The sequence below is a fragment of the Chroococcus sp. FPU101 genome, from assembly GCF_017312365.1.
Taxonomy (GTDB): domain Bacteria; phylum Cyanobacteriota; class Cyanobacteriia; order Cyanobacteriales; family Microcystaceae; genus Chroococcus.
In genome coordinates this window covers 20,498-45,992 of sequence record NZ_BLJI01000016.1, presented here as the reverse complement: position 1 = coordinate 45,992, position 25,495 = coordinate 20,498, and the positions used below count along the sequence as shown (strand labels likewise).

Sequence of the window (25,495 nt, the reverse complement as noted above, 5' to 3'; positions counted from 1 at the left end):
TCGAGGGGTCTAACCAAATGAATCGGTATATTGTGCTAAATCCTGTTTAAGTTTTTCTGCTAGATGGGTGATTTCAGACCAAGCTTGAGACTGTATGATAGCATTCGGGAACAATTGACCTGATAAACCAACAGCGATCGCACCAGCACTAATAAACTCTTTAGCATTGTCTAGCGTAACACCTCCAGTTGGGATTAGGGGAATTTGTCCCATCGGCCCCTGTAATGCTTTGATATAGCTGGCACCTCCGACTGCTTGTATGGGAAAAACTTTGACACAACTTGCCCCCATTTGCCACGCGGTTATAATTTCAGTAGGAGTTAAGGCACCTGGAATAATCGGAATTTCAGCTTGATTAGCGATTTGTATCAGAGTAGGATTAACATTTGGGGTAAAACAAAAACGAATTCCACTCAAAATCGCCTCTTTTAGTTCTTCTACGGTTAAAATCGTGCCAGTGCCAATCCAACAATCAGGCAATTCTACATTTAATTGCTGAATAATTTGAGCCGGTTCTGTGCTATTCCATGTAATCTCAATTAATTTAATGCCACCTTGAGCTACTGCTTTTGCTAAACTAATGGCTAAATCGATATTTTGCGCTCGTATTACTGCAATCACACGTTCTTGTCGTAAAACTTGCCACCAATTTTCTAGATAATCAGTGTTTTTGGTCATTAATGCAATTTGTCTAGTTGCTAAAATCGATTAAATTCATCACAAAGACCCTCTTACCAAAATAACAGTACTATCGACATTCTTGGCAATGGTTTCGGGTATATTGCCATGAATCACGTTTTTTAATAATCCTTCTTTTGAAGCACCCAAGATCACGACATCACACTGTTTCGCATTGGCTAAGTCTGTAATAGCATCTACGACAGAACGAGAACAAATAGGAACTGGTGTAATCGGTTTAGCTATTTTATTCTCTAACGTTTGGGTAACCTCTTGCAAACTTTGGTAATCTGGGTCAGGATCAGAAGGTAGATAGACCCGACATAACCAAACTTCAGGGGTATCGGGACGAGCATATAATTTAGTCAGTGCAGGTAATAATTGTATCGCCCGTTGAGCATTTGGCCCCCCTGCTAGAGAAACTAACCAAGTCGCACGAGGATTAAGATAGTAGGGAAAGAGTAGAGAATTAGCACTCAGTTTGACTAACATTAACTCACAGGTTGCGTGATGAATTAAAGTATCTACTAAATCTCCAAAAATCGCTCCTTGAGTTGATGTACTGCCTTTCCACCCCATCACCAATGTTTTGATATGACGTTCTTTGATGGTTTCGATAATCGCTTCAGAAATATCTTGTGCTACCCTGATTTGAGTATGTACTGATAGTTTTTGGTGTCTCCCAATACGTTCTAAACGGTGCATGATTTTTCGTGCGTCACGAGTATCAACGGGGGTTTCTGAAGGGGAACTATGACGAGAGACTTTAATCACTTGTAAACAATCTATCTCATAGTTATAATAACGTGCGATCGCTCCTGCTATTTGTAATAAAGCGGTTGCGGTTTCTGGGTTAGCAATGGGTAATAAGATTCGTCCTTTGCCAATTGCAGGAGAACGAGTCTGATAGATAACATAAGAGGGTGCAGGTTTGACTACATCTAGCGACTGCCCACTCAATTGATTAACTTCAACGCGGATAATATCAGTACGTGTAATAATTCCTACCAGTTTATGGCCTTCGGTGACGGGAAGACGGGAAAGCTGATAGCGGTTGAGTAAAAATAAAACATCACTAATAGAAGTAGAGGGAGTCACGGTTATCGGTTGACTCGTCATCATCTCTTTGAGTAATGTTTTTCCTGACAACTGTTTAAGTTTATCTAAATCACTTTGCGTAAAAATTCCTACTAATACATCTTCAGCAACAACAGGAAAACCGCGATGATGGGAAACCGACATGATTTGTAATACATCATCTAGCGTACTTTCACTCGATAAGGTTTCTACCTGAGTTTGCATGACATCGGATGCAGTGAGATGACTCAAAAAGTTTTCATTTGTCCCCTCTTCTTTAAACGGAATACCACTTGATAAAAGTAAATGCTGATAGAGTGAACCCCTGAAAATACTCTCCGCAGTAATATAGGAAACTGCACAGGTAATCATTAGGGGCAAAACCAGATTAAAATCATTATTAAGCTCGAAAACAATCACAATAGCAGTAATGGGAACTCGTACCACCCCCGTAAACATGGCACCCATTCCCGCTAAAGCATAAGTCACCTCAGTCGGTGTACCTGTAACAAAGTGTTCTACTTTTCCGACTAAATAGCCTAATGCTGAACCCATGACTAAAGCAGGTGCAAACAACCCACCAGGCGCACCCGAACTATAAGCTAACATGGTTAGAAAGAAATGAGCGACAAAAGCGATCATAATACTTGAATTCGATAACTCTCCATTGATTAGGAATTCCCGTAAACCTGCATTATCTCGAAAGAAAGGCGGTAATAAAGCAATAATAAAACCCGAAAAACAACCAATAACCCCAATTCTGAGGAATAACGGTAAATTTAATCGTTTTTGTAGCTCCGAAAAGTACAACACACCTTTATTAAAAAATGCCCCTAAAAGTCCCGCTAAAGCACCTAAAAAAATATAAAAGGGAATTTCTGGTGCTGAAAAACTTGTTTTAACGGTATCCAAAAGAACAGCAGGAACATTCAAATCAGCAGATTGCAACAGCATTGAAACGACTGCACCCGTAAACGATGCGACAATTGCTGTCTCTAGCGTCAATCCAGAAACATCCCGCATCAATTCTTCGACAACAAACAAAACCCCTGCAATGGGTGTCGTAAAACCTGCCGCCAACCCCGCAGCCGCACCCGCAGCAATCATTTGACGGCGATGTTCGGGCGAAGTGGGTACCCATGTACACAGTTGCGCGGCTAAAGCAGCACCAATATGCACCGTCGGCGCACGTCTGCCAAGGGTTAACCCCCCGCCTAAAACTAAAATTGTGCCAATGAGCTTGACAAATGCAACTTTTAGTGATAGTTGAATAGGAAATCTAGCTAAAGCGGCTTTGACTTGCGGAATGCCACCCCCCGATGCAGCAGGGGAAAAGGTTTCAAGTACCCAACCCGATAAACCCCCAAAAATTAAACCCGCTAGAGGTAATGTCACCCACGGCCCATACTGACTCGCCGTCTGAAGACGTATTCCCCCTAACCATCCGACACCCTCTTTTAAAAGGAGTGCAGCGATCGCAGATAAAATCCCAATTAAACAGGCTTCTAGTAGCGCGTATCGGGTATCGGTGGCACTCCGTCCAAAGTGTCGGGATTTAAACCAGCTATATAAACGTTTATAGGATAAAGAAAGCCTCAAAGCGGGATCAGTTTAAAGGAGGTTACTGCTATAGATTATCGTGTTTTCTATAAATGTGACCAAAAGAAAAAGGGCTTGGTCACCCAAACCCTAGATTTTTCGAAGAAATATTTTATGCAGGAACCGCACTAACAGTTGTTTTTAAAAGCGTCTTTAAAAGTTCTGCTTTATCGGTTTGCTCCCAAGGTAAATCTAAATCACTACGTCCTAAATGACCATAAGCGGCAACATCTTGATAGAAACGGCCCCCTCTTTCGGCAGGTAAACCTCTAAGATTAAAGGTTTGAATAATGCCAGCAGGACGTAATTCAAAATTCTGGGTGACAAAATCTAGTAGAACATCTTCATCTACTTTACCTGTGCCAAAAGTTTCGATCAAAATACTAACAGGACGAGCTACACCGATCGCATAACTCAGTTGTACTTCACATTTATCTGCCAAACCAGCAGCGACGATATTTTTCGCCACATAACGACAAGCATAAGCCGCAGAGCGATCGACTTTTGTGGGATCTTTGCCAGAGAATGCCCCGCCACCATGACGAGAATAACCACCGTAGGTATCAACAATAATCTTACGTCCTGTTAAGCCTGCATCTCCTTGAGGCCCACCAACCACAAATTTACCAGTTGGGTTCACTAAATATTTAGTATTTTCATCAGGTTTAACAGAAATATCAGCAAAAACAGGCTGAATCACGGCTTCCCAGAGATCCTCTTTAATTTTCTTCTGAACTTCATTATTATCGGTAATTTCACCGATGGTCGCATCATGTTGGGTCGAAATGAGAATCGTATCAATGCCAACAGGTTTACCATCTTCGTATATTACAGAAACTTGTGTTTTACCATCAGGACGCAGATAGGCTAATTCTCCTGTTTTACGAACGGCGGCTAAACGACGAGCGATTCTATGGGCTAAACTGATGGGCAAGGGCATTAATTCGGGGGTTTCGTTGCAAGCAAAACCGAACATGATTCCTTGATCACCTGCACCAATTTTATCAAGTTCATCATCACTGAGTGATTCACGGTGTTCTTGTGCTGCGGTTACTCCTTGCGAAATATCGGGAGATTGTTCATCGAGTGCAACTAAAACCGCGCAACTATTCGCAGAAAACCCGTTATCTGCATGAATATAACCAATTTCAGCAATTTTTTTCCGAGCCAATTCAACAAAATTAACTTGCGCTTTAGTAGTCACTTCTCCAGTAATTAGCACTAAACCCGTATTAACAACGACTTCTGCGGCAACTCTGCTTTTGTCATCTTGAGCCAAGAGTGCGTCTAAAATGGTATCTGAAATCTGATCACAGATTTTATCAGGATGCCCTTCGGTAACAGATTCGGAAGTAAATAAGTAGCGTCTAGACAATTTTATTAACCCTCACTTGGGGAAACGAGTCAGTTTTTAATATTAACCAATATTTCCATATAGGGTAGCATCAACTGTCAAGAATTGAAATCTGATCGAATTGAGAAATGATTACATCGGCATTTTTTAAGGATGTTGCCGTACTTTGATGCCAACAAACCCCTATTACTCCCCCTGCCTTGGCTTGTTTTGCCATCTCTATATCCACTTGAGCATCCCCTACCATTAAAGTGTACTCTGGCTGAACATCTAAAATTTGACACGCTTGTAGAAATAAAGCGGGATCAGGTTTTTTATATCTTTGATCCGCACCTAACATGACTTGAATAATCTCAGTTAACTGATGATATTCCACAAAACGCTTAATATTCGCCGTTGAATCCGCCGAAACAATTCCTAATTTTATTCCTGCTGAAGCTAAAGCCTTTAAAAGATCTAAACACCCAGAAAATACAGGAGAAGTACGAGGATTTCTCTGTAAATATTGATCAGCATCTACAAAAGCTTGACGTGCGATCGCCAATGACTCAAACCAACTTCTACCAGTTTCAGCAATATAGGCCGCCGCCGCTATTTCGTTTTCTTGGCGCGTTCCGACAGCCATTAATCCTGTTAAATCTAATTGATTATCTAAAATACCAAATGACATTAATAGAGGTTCTCCAATGCCAGGGATTTGAGCATCAATTAATCTCGCTCTTTTAATTCCCAGTTCTCTTAAAAAACTTTGTGAGTCTTCTAATGTCCCATCTTTATCAAACAGTACGGCTTGAATATTGGAAAATTCTTGATTTTTAACGCGAATAGTAATCATATTATTTACCACATTATTATTTTTTTGAAATTATTAAAAACTTGTATGATTATTGTTGATAACAAAAAAAGAGGGATAACCCCCCCTTTTTTAATCACTTGCTTTTGAAAGCTAAGATATTTATTCTTCAGCCCCAGCCATAACCACTTCTTCAGCTTCTTCGGCTTCTTCAGCTTCTTTAACATCTTCAACATCTTCAACATTTTCAACATCTTCAGCTTCTTCAGATATTGAAGGAACTTCGAGATCTTCAGCAATAACGTCTGCTGTTTCGGGAGCCGTTTCTGCTTCTTCAGTAATGGTTTCTGCTGCTTCGGGAATTTCTTCCTCAAATGGAATTCCTGCTGCTTGCGCTCTAAGTTTTTCACGATACTTCGCGGCCATTTCTTCAGCTTGATCGATAACAGCTTGTCTATTTTTAAGCATATCACCTGGTTCAGGTTCAAGTTGCTTGGTCGATAGAGAAATACGTCCTCTTTCTGCATCCAAGTCAATAATCATGACTTTTAATTCATCATTAACATTAAAAACACTGTGGGGTGTGTCAATATGATCATGGGAAATCTCGGAAATATGGAGTAGTCCGCTTACACCACCAATATCAATAAATGCACCGTAGGGCTTAATGCCACGAACTGAACCAATAACAACTTGTCCAACTTCTAAACCGTTCATCTTGCGTTCTACTAAAGCGCGGCGATGGCTGAGAACGAGACGGTTACGATCTTCATCGACTTCGAGAAACTTTAGGGCTAAGTCTTGTCCCACTAAATCTTCTTTAGCTTCTTTGGTGCTAATATGAGAGCCAGGAATAAAACCTCTTAATCCTTCAATTCTAACCAAGGCTCCACCCCGGTTTGTCGCAAAGACTTGAGAACGCACGGTAGCGTCTTCGGCTTGTAATTGGCGTACTCTCTCCCACGCCCGCATATACTCAATACGGCGAATTGAAAGCGTTAATTGTCCATCTTCATTTTCATCAGTCAGGATAAAAAATTCGCGGGTTTCATTTGATTGTAAAACCTCATCGGGATCGTCTACCCGGTTAATTGACATCTCCTGTACTGGAATAAAAGCGGCGGTTTTTGCACCAATATCAATTAAAGCTCCTCTTGGCTCCATGCTGAACACGGTTCCAGGAACGATATCCCCTGGGTTGAAATGATAATCGTATTTATCTAAAAGGGCGGCAAAATCGTCATGAGTAAAGCCTATATTTTTAGTTTTTGCGGTTTTTTGACTGATCATGTAGTTTTGTTTCCTATTGGTTCTCTCCGTAATGGTTGGACTGGGTAGCGTTTCACAGTTTCTAGTCGTGCTAGTTAACTGGGGATAACTGCAATACCCTTTTCCTAGCAGCGCTTGAGGAATGCTAAACTTAGATTCTAAGATAGGTTAACCCGTCTAACTTTTTAATTACAGAATTATAATTATACTCGAAATTTCACCCTTTACGGTACAATCTATGGTGTCAGAACCGAAGAGATGTTAGCTGATGAGAGTGCGATCGTCCCACGTCAATTGAGATTCTGTAGTTGGTGAAGATTGCTGTAAATGGTCTAATGTAGATACAAAATCTTTAATACCCTGAAAATTGCCATAAACTGAAGCAAAACGGACGTAAGCCACTTCACTTTCGGTTTTTAGGGTTTGTAAGACGAGTTCGCCAATTTGTTGACTGGTTACTTCTCGTTTGGGACGCTGTTGTAATTGTAATTCGATATCATCTACAATCGCTCCTAACCGTTCATGAGTAATACCTGTTTTCTCACAAGCTCGCACCATCCCCCGTAAAACTTTAGAGCGATCAAAAGATTCTCTACTCCCATCTTTTTTGACCACAGTAATCGGAACATATTCAATCCGTTCATATGTGGTGAAACGATGTTTACAGTTTAAACATTCTCGGCGACGACGGATACTTTGTCCCGTTTCGGTCGAACGAGACTCTAAGACACGGCTATCCGTATTTTGACAATAGGGACACTGCATGAGCGATTCTCTCAGGATGGGAGCAATTTTTTAGATAGAAAAAGTCGAGCCGTTGCTTTCCTTCTATCTAAACATAGAACTAGACGGCTCAATCATAGAGTGAATCAAAATTTATAGAGTCAACCCAATCAAAATTATTTTTCAATACGGGGAGGCTCACGGAAGGCAATGGCGAAGAAAAGTACCGCCAATGACATTGTTAAAACTAGGATGTAAGCTACGCTTTCCATGTGAAAAAATCCTAAAAAAAATACTCCTACATCTTATAATATATCAAATAATTGATGTTCTCCTGTGAAGTGACTTATCTAATCAAACATTTTAGCTAAGGTTGAAGTCTACGTCGATTGTTTAGCTAAGATTCGGAGAACGATGATGGCTATGACGGCAACTGCGATCGCAATTAATAACGCCATAACATTTTGTAGCAGCATTGAGATCAAAATGGTGAGCGCAGATAGAACAAAAGTAATGAGTAGTTCATAAGTACTAAAAAAACCTCGAAGATATTTCCGACGAAAGAGACAACATCTAAGATGACACTAATTGGCTCCAAGCTTAACACCATTCCCAACTACATCATCAAAAATCAAACACCTCTTAAAATCCATGTCTAGGTTTGATGCTCGGTTTTTAGTTCAAAAATGGCATTATCTCTCGTCTTGATCAATATACAGTAGATTTGATGCCCGTTATCATCAATCTAATAGCTAATACGATTAACAGCCTCTAATTTTCCAAAAATAGTAACCTGAGAGTTTGAGGAAAAACCAAAATATTGAATTCCTAAATCACCAAGATTGGGATTGTCTAAAGTGCTAGACCTTTGGTCAAGGTGAGGTCATGAGTTCAATCCTTATCACGGACTTATACCAATTTTCTAAATACCTGAGAGAGATAAGGCATTAAGAATGAAGTCCCATCCTGTCAAGGATTGAATAATATCTTTATTAAATTTTGTCAAAATTTGGCTGACTGCATCTCTTAGCTTATCAAGATTTTTAAAGTTTCTCCATTTTAAGAAGCTTTTGAGATGTTCCCATAATCTTTCGATTGGATTAGACTTCGGGAGTATAAGGCGGCTGAAAAAGAAGAATAATGTTGTCTGGCACGACTAAATTCTTAGTGGTATGACGGGAAGCATTATCCAGTTGTAAAATCTGGATTTCCTCGGAATAGTTCCGGCTGAAAAGCTCTAAAAATAAGGCAAAGCATTGAGTATTTAAATGAGAGAATTCATCCTAAAAAGTCTCTCCTGTTTTTGGTTCAACTAAACCATAAAGATAGTAATAATCAAATTTCCATTGCTTCTCGCCACAAGGCTTAACTCCTTTTAAAGTTAACTTTTTTCCGCCGATTGTTTGAAGCCCTAGTCGTGTTTCATCACCACACCAGTAACGAATATTTTGAGTTTTTCCCATTTTACTTTTAATTCTTAATACCAGTTCCATCAGTTTATCTGAGAATTCTAGTTTAAATTTATTTAGCTCTCCTTGGGCTTGTTTGTTACTCTGAGGGCGAGGTATCTTTAACTTTGCTTGAAATTCATAACGACAGATTCTCCAAACACTTATATAATGAATTTTAATTCCTTTTACTATCTCTAACCACTGCTGTACTTCTCGATCGGAAGAAAATCCTTCTTCCTCCTTCAATTCTTGCTGAATAGCGGCTGCCGTTTCTACATTAATTATTTCAGTTCTTCCTGACTGTCCTGATGATGTTTCTTCTGCCTCTTCTTCTTTCAATAAAGATTTTATTCCTCTTTCTCTATAAACTTTTAACCATCGGTGAATCGTGCTTTCTCCTCGTCCCACTAACACGGCTAAATGTCTGACTGTCTCTACTGCTTTAATCTTAAATAAATACAGGGTCTGGACTTTGGCAAATCCAATTCCAGTTTTCTGCTTTTTCATTAACTCTTTTAACTCTTCGACAGATTCCTTAATTTTTATCTGAGGAACTCCACTCATATTTTTACCTTTTCTTTCTTTATCTAAGTCTCTCACACTTTTAGAAAAATGGTATTAGCTTTTAAAAAGAGCAAAACTTGTACCTCGGCTGTTTGAGCCTCAATAAACGATCACTAATCATCAAAGCTAATTCTCTTGTTAAGTTTTTCTGTTTTTTAATGAAATGGCTAGACGAGCTTTTTTAGGGTCTAAAGGCTGTAAACCTGATTGGGCAGAGTTTATAGAATACTTGTCTCCCCATCTGGCGGCAGGGTCAATAGAGTAATTTTTTTGATAGAGCCGTTTTTGTCTAGAGGTATTTCTTCTCAGGGATGCCCCAAGAGCGACGGAGTTCATCAAGAGGGCAAAATGCGATCGCAAAGTAGTCAGTTATTAGAGGATCTTGATTACAAGCTTTACCCCGTCGAATCGCATCAGCAATTCGCTCTGGAGCCAGTGGCACCGACAATGAATGGTTATACCCTGGTGGAACTACAAGACTGGGTAGTAAGCCACTTTCATAAATGCTGACCGTTCCAATAAATCCTAATGTCGCTCCTGGCAAACGACTCGAGCTTGCCATAAAAGCTGTTACTTCCATTTCTCCGAGCGGCGTAGTGTCGTAGTCAGCTAAGACATGAATCCAATCATGGTGGGCTAGAGCATTATTAGCTGCTCCAGGGTTTCCAGGAACAGCAAACCCTCGCTTCTGATAAAAATCCCATAAAGCTCGCCCAAGACTACCTGCTGGGCAGTTCTCTAACTTATTCCAGCGTCGGGCTTCTTCTAGATCAGCCTCGACCGTTAAGGCCCATGCCTTCATTCCATCTCGGGCAAGCTTGTTTTGAAAATCAGACTGTTTTAGATCCAGCGTACCAATCCAGTTGAGGCGATAAAAATCAGCCATTGCTGTTGCCGTTGCATTTTGCGCTAGATCTCTTGCGAGTAACAGGCTACTGTCTTCCACTTCTAACGCGTTAGCCCATTGTTCTACCGAGGTTGATAACCAGGACGGAATCGGATCACAAAGGATTTCTACTGTTACCATCAGTTCTATCAGTTCACGGCGTTGCTCTAAGAATGGAAGAGCATCACGTATAACCTGCGGAGTTGTCGATTCAAGAGTCTTAAAATCAGCTACAAAACCAAGTAATTTCTCAAATAACACAGAGAGGAATCTGGGTTGTAAGGGGACATCCCAACCTTCTCCTCGACAGGCTCCCACTACTGCCGCGGCCAATAATGGTGCTTGTGCGACGGAGGTATGTATCAAAAACATATTAGTTTAATGGTTTTGAGTAGCAATGGAATTGGATTATAGATTAACGCTTTGATTTTGTCAGCACCAGTTCCACATGGATAATGTTAAGTTAAATATTTTATATTTTTAATTTTTCTTAACGAATGTTTTTGATAACAGCACAAAAAATATGGTTTACTAATCCCTAGTTTGTCGGTATCAACCCTAACTTGGTTCTCTCGATTCCTAGCTTTGTTGCTTAATAAGATGATTCTCCCCCAATGCCTAAAAGTTGTACTGGCTACTTGCTTTTTGATTCTCCCCTTAGCCGTCGCATCTACCAACAATGCTGCTCCTGCAACAGCACCCACTCCTCAAGTACCGAAGCTAAACTGGCAGCCCTGCACTGAACCTACTCAGAAGGGGTTTCTATGTGCTACGGCTCAAGTTCCGCTTGACTATAAAAATCCGAGTGGCGAATCCATTGAGCTTGCGGTCATTAAACATTCCGCCACAGATCAGAGGCGTCGAATTGGCTCCCTCTTTTTAAATCCAGGTGGGCCTGGAGGCCCAGGTACAGAGGAGCTTCCCGCTTGGTTGGGCAAGTTCCCAAGCGAGTTGGTAAAACGTTTTGATCTCATCAGCTTTGACCCCCGTGGTATTGGCGATAGTACAGCCGTGCAGTGCTTTGCCAATGAGGAGGAAGAGAATCGCTTTTTTGCTCAACTGCCACAGGGATTTCCCGTTGGTGAGGCTGAGACAGAAAACTGGATTCAGGGTTATACTCGCTTGGGTCAGTTGTGTAAACAGCGTAGTGGCAACCTACTCGCCCATATCTCTACGACAGATGTGGCAAAGGATATGGATCTGTTGCGTCGCGCTGTCGGTGAGCCAATGTTGGACTATATTGGGTTGTCCTATGGCACTATTTTGGGGGCAGTCTATGCGAATTTGTTTCCCGACAAAGTGAGAGCGATGGTTCTAGACGGTAACATTGACCCAGAGAAGGCTTGGAACAATGGTGGTAAAGATGATGCCCGTCTCAGCATCTCATTACGGATCGGCTCAGATTTGGGTAGTGCGAGAACGTTGAAAAGATTGTTGGAGCTTTGTGGTCAGACAAAGAGCGATCGCTGTGCGTTCTCTGCGGGCAGTGCAGCAGCAACCCAGGCTAAGTTCACCGCCTTGTTAGAGAAGTTACGCAAGCAACCCGTAGTCATCAACGGGAAGACAATCACCTACGCTGTGCTGATTTATGGCTTAAGCGGCGATCTTTTTGTTGTGCAGGAATTTGGTGGGTTCAAGGGATGGCATGGAGCGGCCGCTCTGCTACAAAAAGTGTGGGAGGCTCTACCAGCAACCTCAAGCGATCCTTCGACCATTCCTGTCATAACACCTGACGTTGGGTGGTTTTCAGTAGCCTGTGCCGACACTCTCAACCCGCGTAACCCAGAGGTTTACCGTCAACTAGCTGTTATTGCTTTTAAGCGGGCGGGGGCTGTCGGCCCTAACGCCTCTTGGGGTGACCAAGCTTGCGCCACCTGGCCAACCAGATCCGCAGATCGCTACATCGGGCCCTGGGATCATCCTACTGCTAATCCCATCTTGGTGATTGGGAATACCTACGATCCGTCTACACCTTATGAAGGGTCAGTTGCTATGTCTCGTGCGCTTGCTCGCGCTCGTTTGCTAACCGTTGATGGCTACGGACACACCGTCTTCCTAAATCCTAGTCAGTGCGCCAGTGAGTACATTACCAATTACTTCATCAAAGGCGAGTTGCCACCAGAGGGAACCATTTGCAAACAGAATTATCAGCCGTTCTCTTTAAGCTCAGACAATTGAGATGCAGTTTTTTACCATTATCGTTTGAAGCGATTTGGTAGTGTAGCGAAGATGATGAATGCTATAAAAAAGAAATTATTGACAAATTACTCTCTGATTACAGTAATTCTGCTGAAATTTAAAGGAGAAACGGGATGATTCAAACAACTAACTAAGGCGACCTGCAAAGTGGATTAGCTCTTGAGTTAAGCATTCACAAAGCCGAGAGAAAGGCACCGTTTATTACTCCTCATCTACGTTTTACTTCTAGCGTTGATGGCATTGAAGCAGGATAGCTGAACAGCGCGCTCGCAAAGTCAAATGACCATAAACATTGGCGGGGTGACAAGCAAGCTAAAAAGCTTGTTGGCTCAGGTTTATAGCTCTGTAACCCCTTTGATAAAATGGCAGTTTATTAAGATTAAGTCCTATTAATTGCTCCACCCAATCCTTGACAAATGTTTGAGCAATCATCCACACATCCCCATATAATCCAAGCCAAAAATGACTATTTTTTGTCAGAATATTCTTGACTTTTCTTTTTCGACCGACATATTCTTCTTGTCCCCGCTATCTAATGGATTGTCCTTTTAAAGTTGAAAATGTATCAGCTATAGCGATTAATAAGACTAATCGAGTCGCTCTCTCATTTGAAGCCTTTGAAGCTTCTAAATTATAGCCACCGCTTTTACAATCTTTAAACATTGCTTCAATCCCGGCTCGTTTTTTGTAGGCGGTAATGGCTTCTAAGAAGTTAGGGAGATTGGTCAGCAAATACCAAGTTGTTCTTCATCAAGATTACCGCGATACTTTCTTTTCGCTCTAGATGCCGATTGCTCCTTTACTAAATCCTTTTTCTTTTCTCGCTTTAAGACCTGTTAAAAATCTTTTTACTCCAGGGGTAATATCTAAACTATCTAATCGTTGATAATTTTTACCTTTTTCTTGGATACAAGTGTCTTTTTTTTGACGTAAGACCAAGTATACTTTGTTTGATTTCAAACACTTCGCCCGTTCTACGCTATAAAATTCACGATCTCCTAACACGACCAGTTCATAACTTTTTAAGAGCTTTAAAACAGGACGGATTAGAGCTTGTTGTTCGACTAAATTACTGGCTCCTTTCTTCTCTAAAAATTGCCAGTAAATTGGCACGGCTCTTTTCTCGATTATCACTGCTATCATAAATAAGTTTTTGTCTGACCACTGCGTTCTATCAATAGCTAAATATAATCTTTCTCCTTTCGTAAACTTGAGTTTTATAATGGCTTCAATTAAGGGCAACCAAATTAATGTTACTGACATAGCTGATAATTTCAGAAGTCTTTGAATATGGTGGCGGACGTAGAACGAACTCAAAAATAAGGGAACTTTCATCTTCATAGATTAATTATTGATCTAACAGACTCACCTTTTAAAATCTTCCTTATTTTTAGGAGTATTCCTAGACTTTTATATTTAATCGGCAAGGGAAAATAAGCGGCTAATTTCTCTATTGTTATTTGTTTGTGAACTTGAAGCAACCAGACCAAAATTTCTAGAGTTAGTAATTGAGCTTGACTTAATTGATTTGACAATGAAGTGCGATACAATTCAGGTAACATTTTGTTTGAATCGGTTTGCTAACATTTTTAAGACCGATCTTTTTTTACCACGAATTGCCTTAAGTCCCTCCTACCCTACTTTTTAGCTTGGTTGTCACCCCGTCAGAACTGTTACACTATTTTTACAAAGTGGACAACAATTTTACAATGTACAACAATAGCTTTCATCTGATGGATAGCAAACTCACACGACGGAATTTTCTTCTAACCAGTCTAGCGAGTGCGGGTACGATTGTCGGATGTGCAGGACTATCTCAGCAAACCTCAGCACGTCTATCATTACCGATAGGTATCCTGCCAGAACGAGAATTAGGAAATACTGGAATTAAAGTTCCTCTGCTGGGATTAGGTGGTGCTGGAAAAACCCCCTTATCGTGGCAAGGACAGGAAACCGCCGCAGTTGAGATTATCGAAAAGGCCTTAAGTTTAGGAATTCGTTATTATGATACGGCGGCTAGTTATGGCCCATCTGAAGACTATTTAGGAAAAGTTTTACCCCCCTATCGAAAAGAGATTTTTTTAGCCAGTAAAACGGGTTTTAGAGATCGAGATGGAGCTTGGAGAGAGTTAGAACGATCGCTCAAACGTCTTAATACAGATTATCTCGATTTGTGGCAATTACATCATGTGTCGTTTACAGAAGATTTAACACAAATTTTTAGCTCGAATGGTGCGATTAAAGCAGTAGAAGAGGCGAAAGAACAAAAAATCATCCGTTTTACAGGCATTACAGGACACCATGAACCAGATATAATCATCGAGGGCTTAAATCGTTATCCTTTTGATACGACTCTGATTTCGCTCAATGCTGCTGATATTCACCATCCCCGACCTTTTAGTACAAGCGTTTTATCTGTCACTCAAGCTAAAAAAATTGGCGTAATTGCCATGAAAGTTCCTGCTTATGGCAAATTATTCCAATCTGGAGTTCTTACTGGAATGGATCAAGCGTTTGGTTATGTGATGTCTTTAAAAGGCGTGGATTGTTGTATTATTGCCGCAGAAAACCCAGAGCAATTAGAGGCTAATGTTCGAGTGGCTCAAGCGTTTAGACCGTTACCTGCTTCAGAATTAAAGGTTATTGAACAATTAACTGCTCATGCTTGGGAAGAAAATTCTTTCTTTCGTCAGTGGACATAAGATGGTAATGTTATTAACGATTTGCGACAGGAGTTAGTAGAAATACTACTCATGCACGCTTGCAAGATCATTCCTCGCTCATTACTGTTACTGCTTAAAACGATTAAACAAAGCCGAATCAATGAAGATACTTCACGAACTCAGGCGATCATTTAAACAAAAAGGCGATGCCGCTTTTCACGTGCAAGCGCACGCCGTTCAACCAATTAAAGTACAGATTAAGTTTAATTAACTGACGAAAATATCTTCAAACTTCAAAGCTAAACCAGTATTGAGAGTAGCAAACTGTATCGCTGCTGTTGCTCCAGTTCCATCTCGATCAAAGGATAACGCACCAGTCGCTGCATTATAGATAAAACGGTGGGTAGCAGTCGTAGCGGAGGTACCGATGAGCAATTGATTAGGTGTAATATTATCTCCTGAAATCAAACCACCGCTAAAAGTAGAGCCTTTAACAACAATCAAATCATCACCTGCTGTAAAATCAGTAATGCGATCAATTCCTTCGTTAGTGTTTTGAAAGGTAAATAAATCGCCATTAATACCACCTGTTAGAATGTCATTGCCCAAACCACCAATAATCACATCAGTTTTATTAGTTCCCAAGATGACATCCCTGGCACTGGTTCCTACCTGACGACGAGTACCATCATCATTAATAATAGTTGCACTGACAGCCGATGAAGTCCCTACTGCATAACCTGTACCTGTTGTCAATTTTAAAGATACGGTTTCATTGAGTTCGAGTGTAGTATCTCCCGTCGGGTTAATCACAACATTAGCGTTAGAGGCACCCGCAGCAAACGTCACTCTTCCAGTAGTAGAAGTAAAACTTGTCGCACCTGTTTGTACATAGTCTGTACTGAGTGTGGCACCTCCTGCTACGTTAAAATTAACGACTAGAGAATTAGTGAGACTTCCAGTACGGATGAAAGTATAAATAAAGTTAGTAGAGCTATTTTCACTAATGCCACTGTAGTCAAGAGCGAGAGTGACATTATTCTGAGTCGCGGTATCATCATTAGTAATAGTCCCCAAACCTTGAGCATCGGCAAGAGTCGCATTAGTTGGGTTAATTAGATTAACAAAGAAAGTTTCATTGGATTCAACTGTGGTATCTCCAATAATCGGAACATTAATCGTTTTCGTCGTTTCATTAATCGCAAAAGTGAGAGTTCCCGAAGTATTGGTATAATCACTGCCAGAGATAGCTGTACCATTAGCCGTACCATAGCTGACGGTAATGGGTTGGATAGCTGTACCAGTGCGAATAACGGTAAAAGTGGCGTTTTTGGTACCGCTATTGCCTTCGGTGAGGGTAACATCGTTTATCGAAAGAGTGGGAAAATCATCGTTAGTGATCGTACCTGTGACGGCTGTGGTTGTTCCTATGGTGTAGTTGCTGTTACTGGCAAGAGTTAAAGATATAATTTCATTGGTTTCAATAACGGTATCTCCTGTAGGATCGATCGTTAGAGTTTTTGTCGCAGAATTAGCAGCAAAAGTAATACTTCCTGTGGTTGCGTTAAAACTGGTTGCACCCGTTTGGCTATAGTCTATACTCACTGTGGCGGTTCCTGTTATCCCAAAGTTAACTGTTAAAGGATTGGTGAGGGAACCAGTACGAGTAAAAGTATAAATTAGATTTGAATTCCCATTTTCTAAGACACTACTAGGACTAATGGTTAGACTGATTACTGGTTGAGTTGAAACAACGGGTAAACCTGAGTCTGCTAGAATAGCGACATCAAGCGGAGAAATACTGTAGCGATTCCCACGATAATATACTACACCGTTCATTAGATCGGGAATTAGATCAGATCCAGGTCGGGGTAAATTGTTGCCCACATGAAAAATATTGCCATAGGTTAAGGGTACGGGAGAGCCATAAATACTGGTTGCCTGACTTCCGACAAAAAAGAAATTGCTACCGTCAAAAATTGTTTTTTCGTCGAAGGATGATTGATAATCACCTGGAAATGTTCCATTGAAAACATCTCTCCATCCGCTAAAGGCTAAAGCATGACCTAACTCATGTATAAAGATAGAAACAGCATCTGTTTTATCACTAGGGAGCGAAGAAATTCTAGTAAATGGATTGTTATCAAACCAAAGTTCATTAATTATATAATCAGGATTAAAATTGATCTCAATGTCAGGGTCAATACCATTAGGATCGTTTCCTGTTCTAATTTCTGCGGCTGCTCCTTGCTCAAAGACGTTAAAAGTTCCGTTATTCCTGACAAACGACGAGGTAACACTTCCTCCAGTCGCTCTCGGAATACTATTAGTGAAATTAACAATAACTTCTAAACTAGCATTCCCTTGAAGATAGTTGCCCCAATATGATCCCGCCGCTTCTACGTGAGATTGGATCGCTGTATAATATGCAGTAAACGTATTAGATGGATCATTAATTGTCGTGTTAAAAACTAAGTTACTAGACATTAGGGTGACTCCTTAAGGTTAATAAAACTCTAAAAATGGCATATTTCAATAATCAAATTAGGTCTTGAACTCAAACAATTATACTTTAATCACTTCCTATTAGCGATGCCGTTTTTCACGCGGAAGCGCACGCCATTTTCCCACACTAAACCGTGATAAAAATATCTTGATTTGTCATCGGTAAACCAGTACTAAGTGTGGCAATTTGAATACTTGCACCCGCAGCATTACCATCGGCATCAAAGAGCAATGCACCTGTACTGGAATTATAGATAAATCGTTGTTCGGCAGTGGTCGCTCCAGAACCGATAATAAACTGGTTAGCAGTTAAAGATGTATTCGCGGTTAAACCTGAGCCAAAACCTGTTGCCAACACATAAATTGTGTCATTTGTCAAGTTAAAATCACTAATTCGATCGATGCCTTCCGTCGGTGCGTTGAACACAAAGTAATCTTGTCCCGCGTTACCTGTGAGGCTATCATTTCCTGTACCACCAATGAGGGTGTCATTTCCAGTATTGCCGATGAGCGTATCATTTCCCGCACCACCATCTAAACGGTTAGAACCTGTGTTTCCTGTAATAAAGTTATTTCCTGTATTTCCTGTACCGTTGATATTTCCTGTACCTGTAAGAGTTAGATTTTCTAGGTTGGCGTTACTTAATGTAAAAGTGAAAGATGCTTGTACGGTGTCGGTTCCAGAGTTAGCATTTTCGGTAATCACATCAGACGCATTATCGATAATATAAGTATCGTTTCCAGCACCACCGATTAATGTATCAATTCCCGTACCACCATCAAGTGTATCATTTCCATCTAATCCAGTTAGAGTATTTGTACTATTATTTCCCGTAAGTGCATTATTGCCATTTGTTCCTGTACCGTTAATGTTGCTTGTCCCAGATAAAGTTAGATTTTCGATGTTCGGCGCACTACTAAGATTGTAAGTTAAATTAATTTGTAGTGTATCCGTTCCAGAGTTAGCCGCTTCCGTAAAAGTATCGGTGAGTCCATCAAGAATATAAGTGTCGTTTCCAGCACCACCGACTAATGTATCAACTCCTGCAGTGCCATTGAGTGTATCGTTTCCGTTTCCTCCTTCTAGTCTGTTATTTCCGCTATTTCCAGTCAGAAGATTGTTTAATGTATTTCCAGTACCATTGAGATTTGAACTTCCAGTCAAGGTAAGATTTTCGATATTAGTGTAACTGGTGAGGTTGCTGTTCCTATAATGTTAGCCTGTTCAACTGCTATCAACTCACCATCAACCGAAACAAAGCCGCTATCATTCTCAGACTTAAGTTGTTTTAACTCTGCATCTGTCAACCTTTCCTCTAAAACCAATGCAGCAAAAATCGCCCCTTCATCCCCTGCACTATCCCGAACATTCAATACACTATCTAATTTATGTCCGATTTCCTCCAATAGAACCCTAACCAGAGCATTTGTATCATTTAACAATGCCTCGGAAAGATAAATCTTATTCGTCGATACGGCAAAAGCACCCCTCGCGCCGTTCATCTCCAACGCACTTAAAACCTCAATCTCTGGAATAACGTTAAAATCCCAATCTTGCCAAGCTTGCGCTAAATCCTGCGCCACTGCCACATCGAAATTATCGCCAAAGGCTAACGCCAATTGTGCCAGAAAATGATCGCTATTAACAAAAGAGATTAACAATTCTTGAACGGTTGTAAGGGCTAAATAAAGAGATGAATTAGGCATTTCGCAAAATTTTAGATTGAGTGTAAATGAGAAAAAACTACTCTAATGAACAAAAAAGCTATTTATTTTTAAATACAAAACTACTTTAAACAATAGATGCTCTTTCGGCTTTAGCTTTAATCTGGTGTCTAAAATTAATTTTTAGCTCTTAAGTAAAATATATTTAAACAACCTTAAACCTTTGTATAATTATAATCTAAGCTATTTATACCGATTTTAATTTCTGGCGAATAGCTCAAAACAAAGTTAGTAAAAACACAAACTTAAGCTTTGTAAAACTATTTATTTAGCTTTGAAAATAACATTGTTTTAAACGATAGTCAATTTATTTTAGATTATTTTAATTTTTAGTTTCTTTATTATTAAATTTTTTTAATTTATCCATTAATGTATGATTTTTGGATAATTTTAAACTTAATGTCTGAAAATATACGGTTGACGTTTTAAGCTTTCTATAATAAGCAATGAAAAACAAGCAAAGATTAAATTTAGTACATCAGTATGAATCAGTTAACGTAGAAATAGCTGAAATCAGATGACTAAGATAAGTAAAAATCCCGATCGCTGTCATTGTTTAAGAAGCAAGATAGTTAGCTACTGCAGATGTAAACGGTACTAATTTTTAAATGCTCGTTTTCAAAATCAACGACTTGAAGGCGATGTAAAGTGACACTTATAACCCGTTCCATGCTTAAGTAAAAAAATACGGTGTAGAGGCTGATTATTTTCTGATAGGCGCACTAATATTAAGCTCGGATTCATTCTGCATAAAGGAAAACTCGCGCACCAAACTCCACGGCCCGTTTTGATAGTGCCAGAGCATCAGTCCCTCACCAAATCCATTAAACGGTTTCCACTCGCTAACGAGTTGGTTATATAATTGTTGAGCTTCATCAGGCATCACTTTGTTTTGAATGGTGACGTGGGGTCGGTATCCTTGGCGATCCTGCGGACTCAGCCACATTTCCCAAGTCTGGGCCAAGCGTAAACGCAATTGCTTCAACTCGGGACATTGAACCTCAACAGCTACACCTCTACCTAAGTAGCGTAATTGAGGGAACAGAAGATGCAACAAAGACGTAGACGAGCAGAACTCTTGTAAAGTCTGGTAGATACTAGCTTCTTGAGAACTAGGCAGGGCATGAAAAAGTGTAATATGTGCTTTGAGGAAGTTTCTTTGAGGCGGAAAATACTTCTGTCGCAAGCGATCAAGGTAATTAAAAGATGTGTCATCAAGCTTAAGCGTTAGGACTAAAGGCGATGGGGTTGGTTGCATATTGAAGGGTCTATGGCTCTACAGTTATTGCTATTTAGAATATAGATAGTTTTCAAAATTTTCATCAACTATTTTGCTACATCACCCCTTATATATTGTGAACTTCCGAGACAATAGCAAACTCAGCAGCCACAATAAAGCCATTGGCTAGAACCAACACAATAACCGCTAACAATCTGCTGGCGATCAACAAGCTAGAGGGATGGGTCATATTTAATATTAGATTTCATCTCTGCCATGTATCTCTGCTGGTGGGCAAGTCGCTTCAACTGCGGTGAATGGCTCAAGAATTTTATAACTATGACTGGCTCCCTCTGGAACAACCCAAGAGTTACCAGGCTCAAGCAAGATCATTTGACCTTCGAGGTGCAATTCAGCACGACCTTGTATGACGTACCCAACAGTTTCATAAGGTCGCGATCGTTCGGGTTTTGGCTCGCCTGGCTGTTCCTCTTCCCAGAGTCGCATCGAAAGTTTTTTACCGACGGCGAGATATTTTTGTCCCATCTCTCCTTTTGGAGAAGTCTGGGAGCTAACTTTAATAATAGTCGTATCGCTCATTTTCATGTCTCCTTAAAACAACAATCATAAGTAATGCAATTCACTTTCGTGAGCGAGCAGAGAATAGATCAGGTAAGATTTGCACTTGCTTGTTACAACTAGCCTCCAGTCATTAATCAAGCGATTAGCTTAGAGATCTTCGCTTCTATCATAAGAAGATGGCAGTTTGATTTCCTCTATCTAAGGGCTTTCAATCACATCAAAATTTAGGCTTAAAGAGTATGATTTTGGTTGGAACGTTGCCTAAAAAAAACAATTTTCAAGATTTAGTAGTGTTTCTTTTGCTCCCAAATTCACTTAGCCTGTATAAGATGTAAGCAAATAAATTAGTTTTTTAATGACTTGTTGACAGAGCAGATGACAAAAAGATTTTATCGTTTATCGCCTTAGAAACAAGCTTTATCAAAATTTTCTCGATATGATTAAAGGACAATTCTTTATCAAACGCCAGCACCATGAATGTTAGTCGTTTAGAAGTCTTAACCCAAAGAACCGCACTTTGGTCGATTGATACTTATCAAAAACATATCTCTCCTAAGAAAGGGTTTGCTTGTCCCCATCGGCTTTTATATGGTGGGCAGTCTTGTTCTAACTATGCTAAAGAACTATTGCTGCATCAGGATTTGTCGAACGCGATCGGGCTGACTAAAAAACGATTTCACGATTGTACTAAGGCCAGCCAAAAACTTGACAAAAGTGAAATTAGTGGTGGATGTATTATTATTCCTTGCTGCTTTCCCCTTTAGCTAGATGAAGCCAAATAAGAACAATTGTATTTATTTTAAGAATGAATGAAAAAAGCGCTCGCTCGCTACGAGACTTTTCTAGCCGATGAGAGCAATAGTTTTGCGGAGGGGCATTTCGATTTTCATCTTCGTAATCATGGAGAATAGGAGACTCGAACCCCTGACCTCTGCGGTGCGATCGCAGCACTCTACCAACTGAGCTAATTCCCCGCGTCTTGTTCCGAGTAACTATCATAACATTGTTCACACCTTAGAGGCTCGAAGTAATTCCCATGAGAACGCAAAAAAAGAACGGGGTACAATTCATTTAATCGCTTTCGTCGTAAATTTCTCCGACTAATTCCTCTAAAATATCTTCTAATGTTACTAAACCCACCGTACCGCCATACTCATCAACAACGATCGCCAAATGTATTCGTTTCTGTAACATTTCTCGCAATAAATTAGTGACGCGCTGAGTCTCTGGAACGTATACAGGTTGATCCATCGCTTCTGTAATACAAATTTGCGATCGCACATCTTCGGGAAAATTCTGTAAAACCTGTAACACCTGTTTTAGATTGACAATACCAATAATCTGATCTTTAGAATCGCCTTGGACTGGAATGCGAGAAAAACCAGTTTCTAAACATAAATCAATTAATTCCTGCAAATTCGACCGACTAGATATCGTCATCATCTCAGTACGTGGTTTAACTAAATCATTTGCTGTTAATTCATCGAGTCTCAAAGCACGATTGAGCAATTGATGGCGATATAAATCGAGTGTTCCTTTACCTCTAAGAAGTTCGATCATAATCTGAAGATCACCTAATGATTCTCCAGTTTGTACGGTTCTCGCCATCTTTCCCTGAATCAGTTGAATAATGCTCTGAGTAAAAAACTCAAACAAAGCAATAATTTTAAAAAAGGCTAAAAACTGAGAAACCAAAAAAACGGGACGAACAGCTATCCTAAAAAAAGGACGTGGATTCGTGATAGCTAGAGATTTAGGCGTAATTTCACCAAAAATCAAGACTAATACGGTTACAACGGCTGTAGCAACCCCTAAACCTGCATTTCCGAGCCAAATTGCAAAGAGGTTGCTAGTTAGAATCGCCGAAAAATTATTAACTAAATTATTGCCAATTAAAAGAGTCGTAATAAAACGGGCGCGTTTTTCGAGGACAAGACGATAAATTCCTTGGGGATCACCTTGATGTTTAATTAATCCGCGTAACTTAAAATTATCAAAAGCAGTGAGAGCGGTTTCTGAAGCAGAGAAAAAAGCTGATAACATTAACATCAAGGCTAAAAAAGCCAGATCTAGCCAGACACGCCCTAATAACGGACGAGCTTCAGTAATAGCCAATTGAGGAAAAGAGAACAAAATGACGATCGCGCTACAAATATAAAAAAAAGGCAAAAAGGTTAGCGTTTTACCTTCTTACGCTTTTGGAGTGCTTAATTAATATTTAGCCAACAACATAGGCAACGCGCAAAGCCCAAATAATTAAGGCTGCCACGCCACCGAGGACGAGAACGGCTGATATTGCAACAAGAGCGGGTCTATCAGCCCCGTCAAATTTCATGATGCCACGATTTAAGTCTGACATAATAACGTTACTCCCTAAAGAGAGTTGTTTTGAAAATAGGAGGTACTCTTATATCTAATAAGTTACCAGTTTTTTTTCAACCTGACATCAGAATTAAACTTTTTCTAACGAATTTCTTGGAGAGTATCCACTTTTTTCCTAAATAATTCAGTAAACAGACTTAATACCGTACGATTTTCATTGACTTTGATATTAGCACTGACTGACATCCCCGACTGTAGGGGGCCAGAATTTGCATCTTTAAGCCTGAGAGATTGTTGTTCTAGACTAACTTTAGCGGGAAAACGATACTCTCGATGCAGTTCATCGGGTGGCAAAGCATCAGAACCAATTGAAATGACTTTGCCTTTGATATCTCCATATTCACTATAGGGAAATGAATCAATTCTGATATCTACTTTTTGACCCACTCTCACAAATCCAATATCCGCATTAGTAATATCGACTTCGGCAATCAGATGATCTTTAGGAACAATTTTTAAGAGAGCTTCTGCTTGTCCGCTTTTTGGCACAAAACCAGGTGATGCTTGTAAGTCAAATACGGTTCCCGCAACGGGAGCGCGTAATTCTTGATATTTCAGGGTTTGTTCAGCTTGACTAATTTGACTCTCTAATTCTGCTAATTTTTTCTCATTTTCAAAAACATTTTTAGAGAGTTGACTATCAACTTCTGAAATCCGTTTTTGATTATCTGCTATTTTATCCCGCACATCTTTTTCGGTCTGAGCATTAGTATTGTAGTATTTTTCTTGAGCTTGGGAAATCGCATATTGTAATCGTTTTTCTTCTTCTTGATATTTAGCAATTTCGGCCATTCTATTCTCAATTTGCTGTCTTTGCTTATTGTATTCAATCAAACCATCAGCTTTTTGTTTAATGATTTCCCCTTGACGATCATTAACAGATTGTTTTTGTTTATTAATTTGATACTTGGCGATCGCGCCTTCTTCTCCCAATGGTTCAATATCCTTAAGAATATTTTTTTCGATTTCTAAGCTTCGTTCTGATTGTTCAATGGTGCGGGCGTTACGATCTTTAATTTCCGCTAGGACTTGACGATCTACGATTAATTGTGATTTAGCCTCAGCTAACAAAACTTGATTTTGTGTGAGTTGTTTTTGGACTTGATCGATATCTAAGCGGGCTGCCGATGAACGTGTTTTAGACTCATTGTTGGCGGCTTGTAAGCGGGAAACTTCTTCAGGACGTAAGACTAAATCATTGACTGTTTCGCCGACTTGAACTTGATAGAGTTGATTTTCTGCGACCAGTTCCATGCGATTTTTCGCTAAGATGGCGACATCTCTAGGCACTTTTAATTCAATCAGCTTTGAAGCAAGTTCACTGGGTTTGATCTCGTCATTCATCAAAGCTCGATAAAACTGATTTTCTTGTCTAATTTTGGTTTGAATGCTGCGAAATGATTCAAGTTCGGCTTTCGAGGTGGTTGAGTCGAATTTGATCAATAGCGAATCTTTTGTAACGGTTTCCCCGTCTTTAACAAAAACTTCTTTGACCACTCCACTGATCGGAACTTGAATTTCTTTGACTTTTCCCTGGGGTTTTAGTTCACCTTTAGCGGGAATCACCTGTTCAATTGGGGCAAATGCAGCCCATAACAGTCCAAGAGCAGTAACACCGATGATACTTAAAGTAACACCCCGTGACCAGCCTGGAGACTGACGCAAAATGACGGATTGTTCTTCGTCGGGAAAAGCTGAATAAGCCGATAAAGATTGTGTTTTTTCTTCTTTATTGGTGGTAATGATGGCTCCATTTTTAGATGGATTAGCATTAAGATGATCATTACCGTTGCGATGTCCATTTTGATTACTCATGAGTCAATTTT

General features: G+C 40.0%; 21 protein-coding genes, 1 tRNA gene and 2 pseudogenes. 4 read left to right on the top strand and 20 right to left on the bottom strand.

Annotation, left to right across the window (positions count from 1 at the left end):
• Window positions 1-9: 9 nt before the first annotated feature.
• The 9 genes and pseudogenes from CFPU101_RS14710 to CFPU101_RS14670 form a co-directional block, all read right to left on the bottom strand.
• A complete protein-coding gene (locus CFPU101_RS14710) occupies window positions 10-678 on the bottom strand; it encodes a bifunctional 4-hydroxy-2-oxoglutarate aldolase/2-dehydro-3-deoxy-phosphogluconate aldolase (protein ID WP_206816096.1) in 669 nt (222 codons plus the stop codon).
• A gap of 39 nt (window positions 679-717) precedes the next feature.
• Window positions 718-3,354 (bottom strand): chloride channel protein, encoded by a 2,637-nt coding sequence (locus CFPU101_RS14705; protein ID WP_206816095.1) that lies wholly within the window; start codon window positions 3,352-3,354, stop codon window positions 718-720.
• Window positions 3,355-3,466: 112 nt separating this feature from the next.
• Window positions 3,467-4,729, bottom strand: coding sequence for a methionine adenosyltransferase (gene metK / locus CFPU101_RS14700; protein WP_206816094.1), 1,263 nt, complete (start codon window positions 4,727-4,729; stop codon window positions 3,467-3,469).
• Window positions 4,730-4,799: 70 nt separating this feature from the next.
• On the bottom strand, window positions 4,800-5,543 hold the full coding sequence (locus CFPU101_RS14695) for an HAD family hydrolase (protein ID WP_206816093.1): 744 nt from the start codon (window positions 5,541-5,543) through the stop codon (window positions 4,800-4,802).
• Between the two features lie 120 nt (window positions 5,544-5,663).
• Window positions 5,664-6,791, bottom strand: coding sequence for a 30S ribosomal protein S1 (locus CFPU101_RS14690; protein ID WP_242578002.1), 1,128 nt, complete (start codon window positions 6,789-6,791; stop codon window positions 5,664-5,666).
• A 240-nt stretch (window positions 6,792-7,031) separates the two neighbouring features.
• The gene (nrdR, locus tag CFPU101_RS14685) at window positions 7,032-7,535 is read right to left on the bottom strand and encodes a transcriptional regulator NrdR (RefSeq protein ID WP_206816092.1); all 504 of its coding nucleotides are present in this window, start codon (window positions 7,533-7,535) and stop codon (window positions 7,032-7,034) included.
• A 134-nt stretch (window positions 7,536-7,669) separates the two neighbouring features.
• Window positions 7,670-7,765, bottom strand: coding sequence for a photosystem II reaction center protein T (locus tag CFPU101_RS14680; protein WP_106457460.1), 96 nt, complete (start codon window positions 7,763-7,765; stop codon window positions 7,670-7,672).
• Between the two features lie 650 nt (window positions 7,766-8,415).
• A pseudogene (locus CFPU101_RS14675) lies at window positions 8,416-9,508 on the bottom strand (IS630 family transposase).
• 289 nt (window positions 9,509-9,797) lie between these two features.
• Window positions 9,798-10,766 (bottom strand): hypothetical protein, encoded by a 969-nt coding sequence (locus CFPU101_RS14670; protein ID WP_206816091.1) that lies wholly within the window; start codon window positions 10,764-10,766, stop codon window positions 9,798-9,800.
• A gap of 228 nt (window positions 10,767-10,994) precedes the next feature.
• On the opposite strand from CFPU101_RS14670, the pseudogene CFPU101_RS26300 reads away from it, so the two are divergent.
• A pseudogene (locus CFPU101_RS26300) lies at window positions 10,995-11,732 on the top strand (alpha/beta fold hydrolase); the annotation flags it as partial.
• Window positions 11,733-12,008: 276 nt separating this feature from the next.
• Window positions 12,009-12,572 (top strand): alpha/beta hydrolase, encoded by a 564-nt coding sequence (locus CFPU101_RS25635; protein WP_242578001.1) that lies wholly within the window; start codon window positions 12,009-12,011, stop codon window positions 12,570-12,572.
• Window positions 12,573-13,121: 549 nt separating this feature from the next.
• Here the strand turns inward: CFPU101_RS25635 and CFPU101_RS14660 are convergent.
• Together CFPU101_RS14660 and CFPU101_RS14655 are read right to left on the bottom strand one after the other, a co-directional pair.
• Window positions 13,122-13,325, bottom strand: coding sequence for a hypothetical protein (locus CFPU101_RS14660; protein ID WP_206816089.1), 204 nt, complete (start codon window positions 13,323-13,325; stop codon window positions 13,122-13,124).
• Window positions 13,326-13,373: 48 nt separating this feature from the next.
• Window positions 13,374-13,856: a hypothetical protein gene (locus tag CFPU101_RS14655; protein WP_206816088.1), complete on the bottom strand. Its 483-nt coding sequence runs from the start codon at window positions 13,854-13,856 to the stop codon at window positions 13,374-13,376.
• Between the two features lie 470 nt (window positions 13,857-14,326).
• Between CFPU101_RS14655 and CFPU101_RS14650 the strand changes: the two genes are divergently transcribed.
• Window positions 14,327-15,295 (top strand): aldo/keto reductase, encoded by a 969-nt coding sequence (locus tag CFPU101_RS14650; RefSeq protein WP_206816087.1) that lies wholly within the window; start codon window positions 14,327-14,329, stop codon window positions 15,293-15,295.
• Window positions 15,296-15,523: 228 nt separating this feature from the next.
• Here CFPU101_RS14650 and CFPU101_RS14645 read toward each other — a convergent pair whose 3' ends face one another.
• The 6 genes from CFPU101_RS14645 to CFPU101_RS14625 form a co-directional block, all read right to left on the bottom strand.
• Window positions 15,524-17,743 carry a Calx-beta domain-containing protein gene (locus tag CFPU101_RS14645; RefSeq protein WP_206816086.1) on the bottom strand — a complete coding sequence of 740 codons (2,220 nt, stop codon included), beginning with the start codon at window positions 17,741-17,743 and terminating at the stop codon, window positions 15,524-15,526.
• Window positions 17,744-17,888: 145 nt separating this feature from the next.
• The gene (locus CFPU101_RS14640; RefSeq protein WP_206816085.1) at window positions 17,889-18,926 is read right to left on the bottom strand and encodes a calcium-binding protein; all 1,038 of its coding nucleotides are present in this window, start codon (window positions 18,924-18,926) and stop codon (window positions 17,889-17,891) included.
• Window positions 18,923-19,468, bottom strand: coding sequence for a hypothetical protein (locus tag CFPU101_RS14635; protein ID WP_206816084.1), 546 nt, complete (start codon window positions 19,466-19,468; stop codon window positions 18,923-18,925). Before CFPU101_RS14635 ends, CFPU101_RS14640 begins: the two co-directional genes overlap by 4 nt.
• Before the next feature lie 721 nt (window positions 19,469-20,189).
• The gene (locus tag CFPU101_RS14630) at window positions 20,190-20,744 is read right to left on the bottom strand and encodes a 2'-5' RNA ligase family protein (protein WP_206816083.1); all 555 of its coding nucleotides are present in this window, start codon (window positions 20,742-20,744) and stop codon (window positions 20,190-20,192) included.
• Window positions 20,745-20,832: 88 nt separating this feature from the next.
• A complete protein-coding gene (locus tag CFPU101_RS26015; RefSeq protein WP_277988755.1) occupies window positions 20,833-20,955 on the bottom strand; it encodes a hypothetical protein in 123 nt (40 codons plus the stop codon).
• 8 nt (window positions 20,956-20,963) lie between these two features.
• Window positions 20,964-21,305 carry a cupin domain-containing protein gene (locus tag CFPU101_RS14625; RefSeq protein ID WP_206816082.1) on the bottom strand — a complete coding sequence of 114 codons (342 nt, stop codon included), beginning with the start codon at window positions 21,303-21,305 and terminating at the stop codon, window positions 20,964-20,966.
• A 455-nt stretch (window positions 21,306-21,760) separates the two neighbouring features.
• Between CFPU101_RS14625 and yidD the strand changes: the two genes are divergently transcribed.
• A complete protein-coding gene (yidD, locus tag CFPU101_RS14620; RefSeq protein ID WP_206816081.1) occupies window positions 21,761-22,051 on the top strand; it encodes a membrane protein insertion efficiency factor YidD in 291 nt (96 codons plus the stop codon).
• Window positions 22,052-22,188: 137 nt separating this feature from the next.
• Here the strand turns inward: yidD and CFPU101_RS14615 are convergent.
• The 3 genes from CFPU101_RS14615 to CFPU101_RS14605 form a co-directional block, all read right to left on the bottom strand.
• Window positions 22,189-22,261, bottom strand: a tRNA-Ala gene (locus tag CFPU101_RS14615).
• Window positions 22,262-22,358: 97 nt separating this feature from the next.
• Window positions 22,359-23,336, bottom strand: coding sequence for a hemolysin family protein (locus CFPU101_RS14610; RefSeq protein ID WP_206816137.1), 978 nt, complete (start codon window positions 23,334-23,336; stop codon window positions 22,359-22,361).
• Between the two features lie 414 nt (window positions 23,337-23,750).
• On the bottom strand, window positions 23,751-25,484 hold the full coding sequence (locus CFPU101_RS14605) for an HlyD family efflux transporter periplasmic adaptor subunit (RefSeq protein WP_206816080.1): 1,734 nt from the start codon (window positions 25,482-25,484) through the stop codon (window positions 23,751-23,753).
• Window positions 25,485-25,495 lie beyond the last annotated feature (11 nt).

Coding starts and splice junctions, on each gene's coding strand:
- CFPU101_RS14710 (WP_206816096.1), bottom strand. CDS start 678: ATGACCAAAAACACTGATTATCTAGAAAATTGGTGGCAAGTTTTACGA.
- CFPU101_RS14695 (WP_206816093.1), bottom strand. CDS start 5,543: ATGATTACTATTCGCGTTAAAAATCAAGAATTTTCCAATATTCAAGCC.
- CFPU101_RS14690 (WP_242578002.1), bottom strand. CDS start 6,791: ATGATCAGTCAAAAAACCGCAAAAACTAAAAATATAGGCTTTACTCAT.
- nrdR (WP_206816092.1), bottom strand. CDS start 7,535: ATGCAGTGTCCCTATTGTCAAAATACGGATAGCCGTGTCTTAGAGTCT.
- CFPU101_RS14680 (WP_106457460.1), bottom strand. CDS start 7,765: ATGGAAAGCGTAGCTTACATCCTAGTTTTAACAATGTCATTGGCGGTA.
- CFPU101_RS14670 (WP_206816091.1), bottom strand. CDS start 10,766: ATGTTTTTGATACATACCTCCGTCGCACAAGCACCATTATTGGCCGCG.
- CFPU101_RS14655 (WP_206816088.1), bottom strand. CDS start 13,856: ATGTCAGTAACATTAATTTGGTTGCCCTTAATTGAAGCCATTATAAAA.
- CFPU101_RS14650 (WP_206816087.1), top strand. CDS start 14,327: ATGGATAGCAAACTCACACGACGGAATTTTCTTCTAACCAGTCTAGCG.
- CFPU101_RS14645 (WP_206816086.1), bottom strand. CDS start 17,743: ATGTCTAGTAACTTAGTTTTTAACACGACAATTAATGATCCATCTAAT.
- CFPU101_RS14635 (WP_206816084.1), bottom strand. CDS start 19,468: ATGCCTAATTCATCTCTTTATTTAGCCCTTACAACCGTTCAAGAATTG.
- CFPU101_RS14630 (WP_206816083.1), bottom strand. CDS start 20,744: ATGCAACCAACCCCATCGCCTTTAGTCCTAACGCTTAAGCTTGATGAC.
- CFPU101_RS26015 (WP_277988755.1), bottom strand. CDS start 20,955: ATGACCCATCCCTCTAGCTTGTTGATCGCCAGCAGATTGTTAGCGGTT.
- CFPU101_RS14625 (WP_206816082.1), bottom strand. CDS start 21,305: ATGAGCGATACGACTATTATTAAAGTTAGCTCCCAGACTTCTCCAAAA.
- yidD (WP_206816081.1), top strand. CDS start 21,761: ATGAATGTTAGTCGTTTAGAAGTCTTAACCCAAAGAACCGCACTTTGG.
- CFPU101_RS14610 (WP_206816137.1), bottom strand. CDS start 23,336: ATGTTAATGTTATCAGCTTTTTTCTCTGCTTCAGAAACCGCTCTCACT.
- CFPU101_RS14605 (WP_206816080.1), bottom strand. CDS start 25,484: ATGAGTAATCAAAATGGACATCGCAACGGTAATGATCATCTTAATGCT.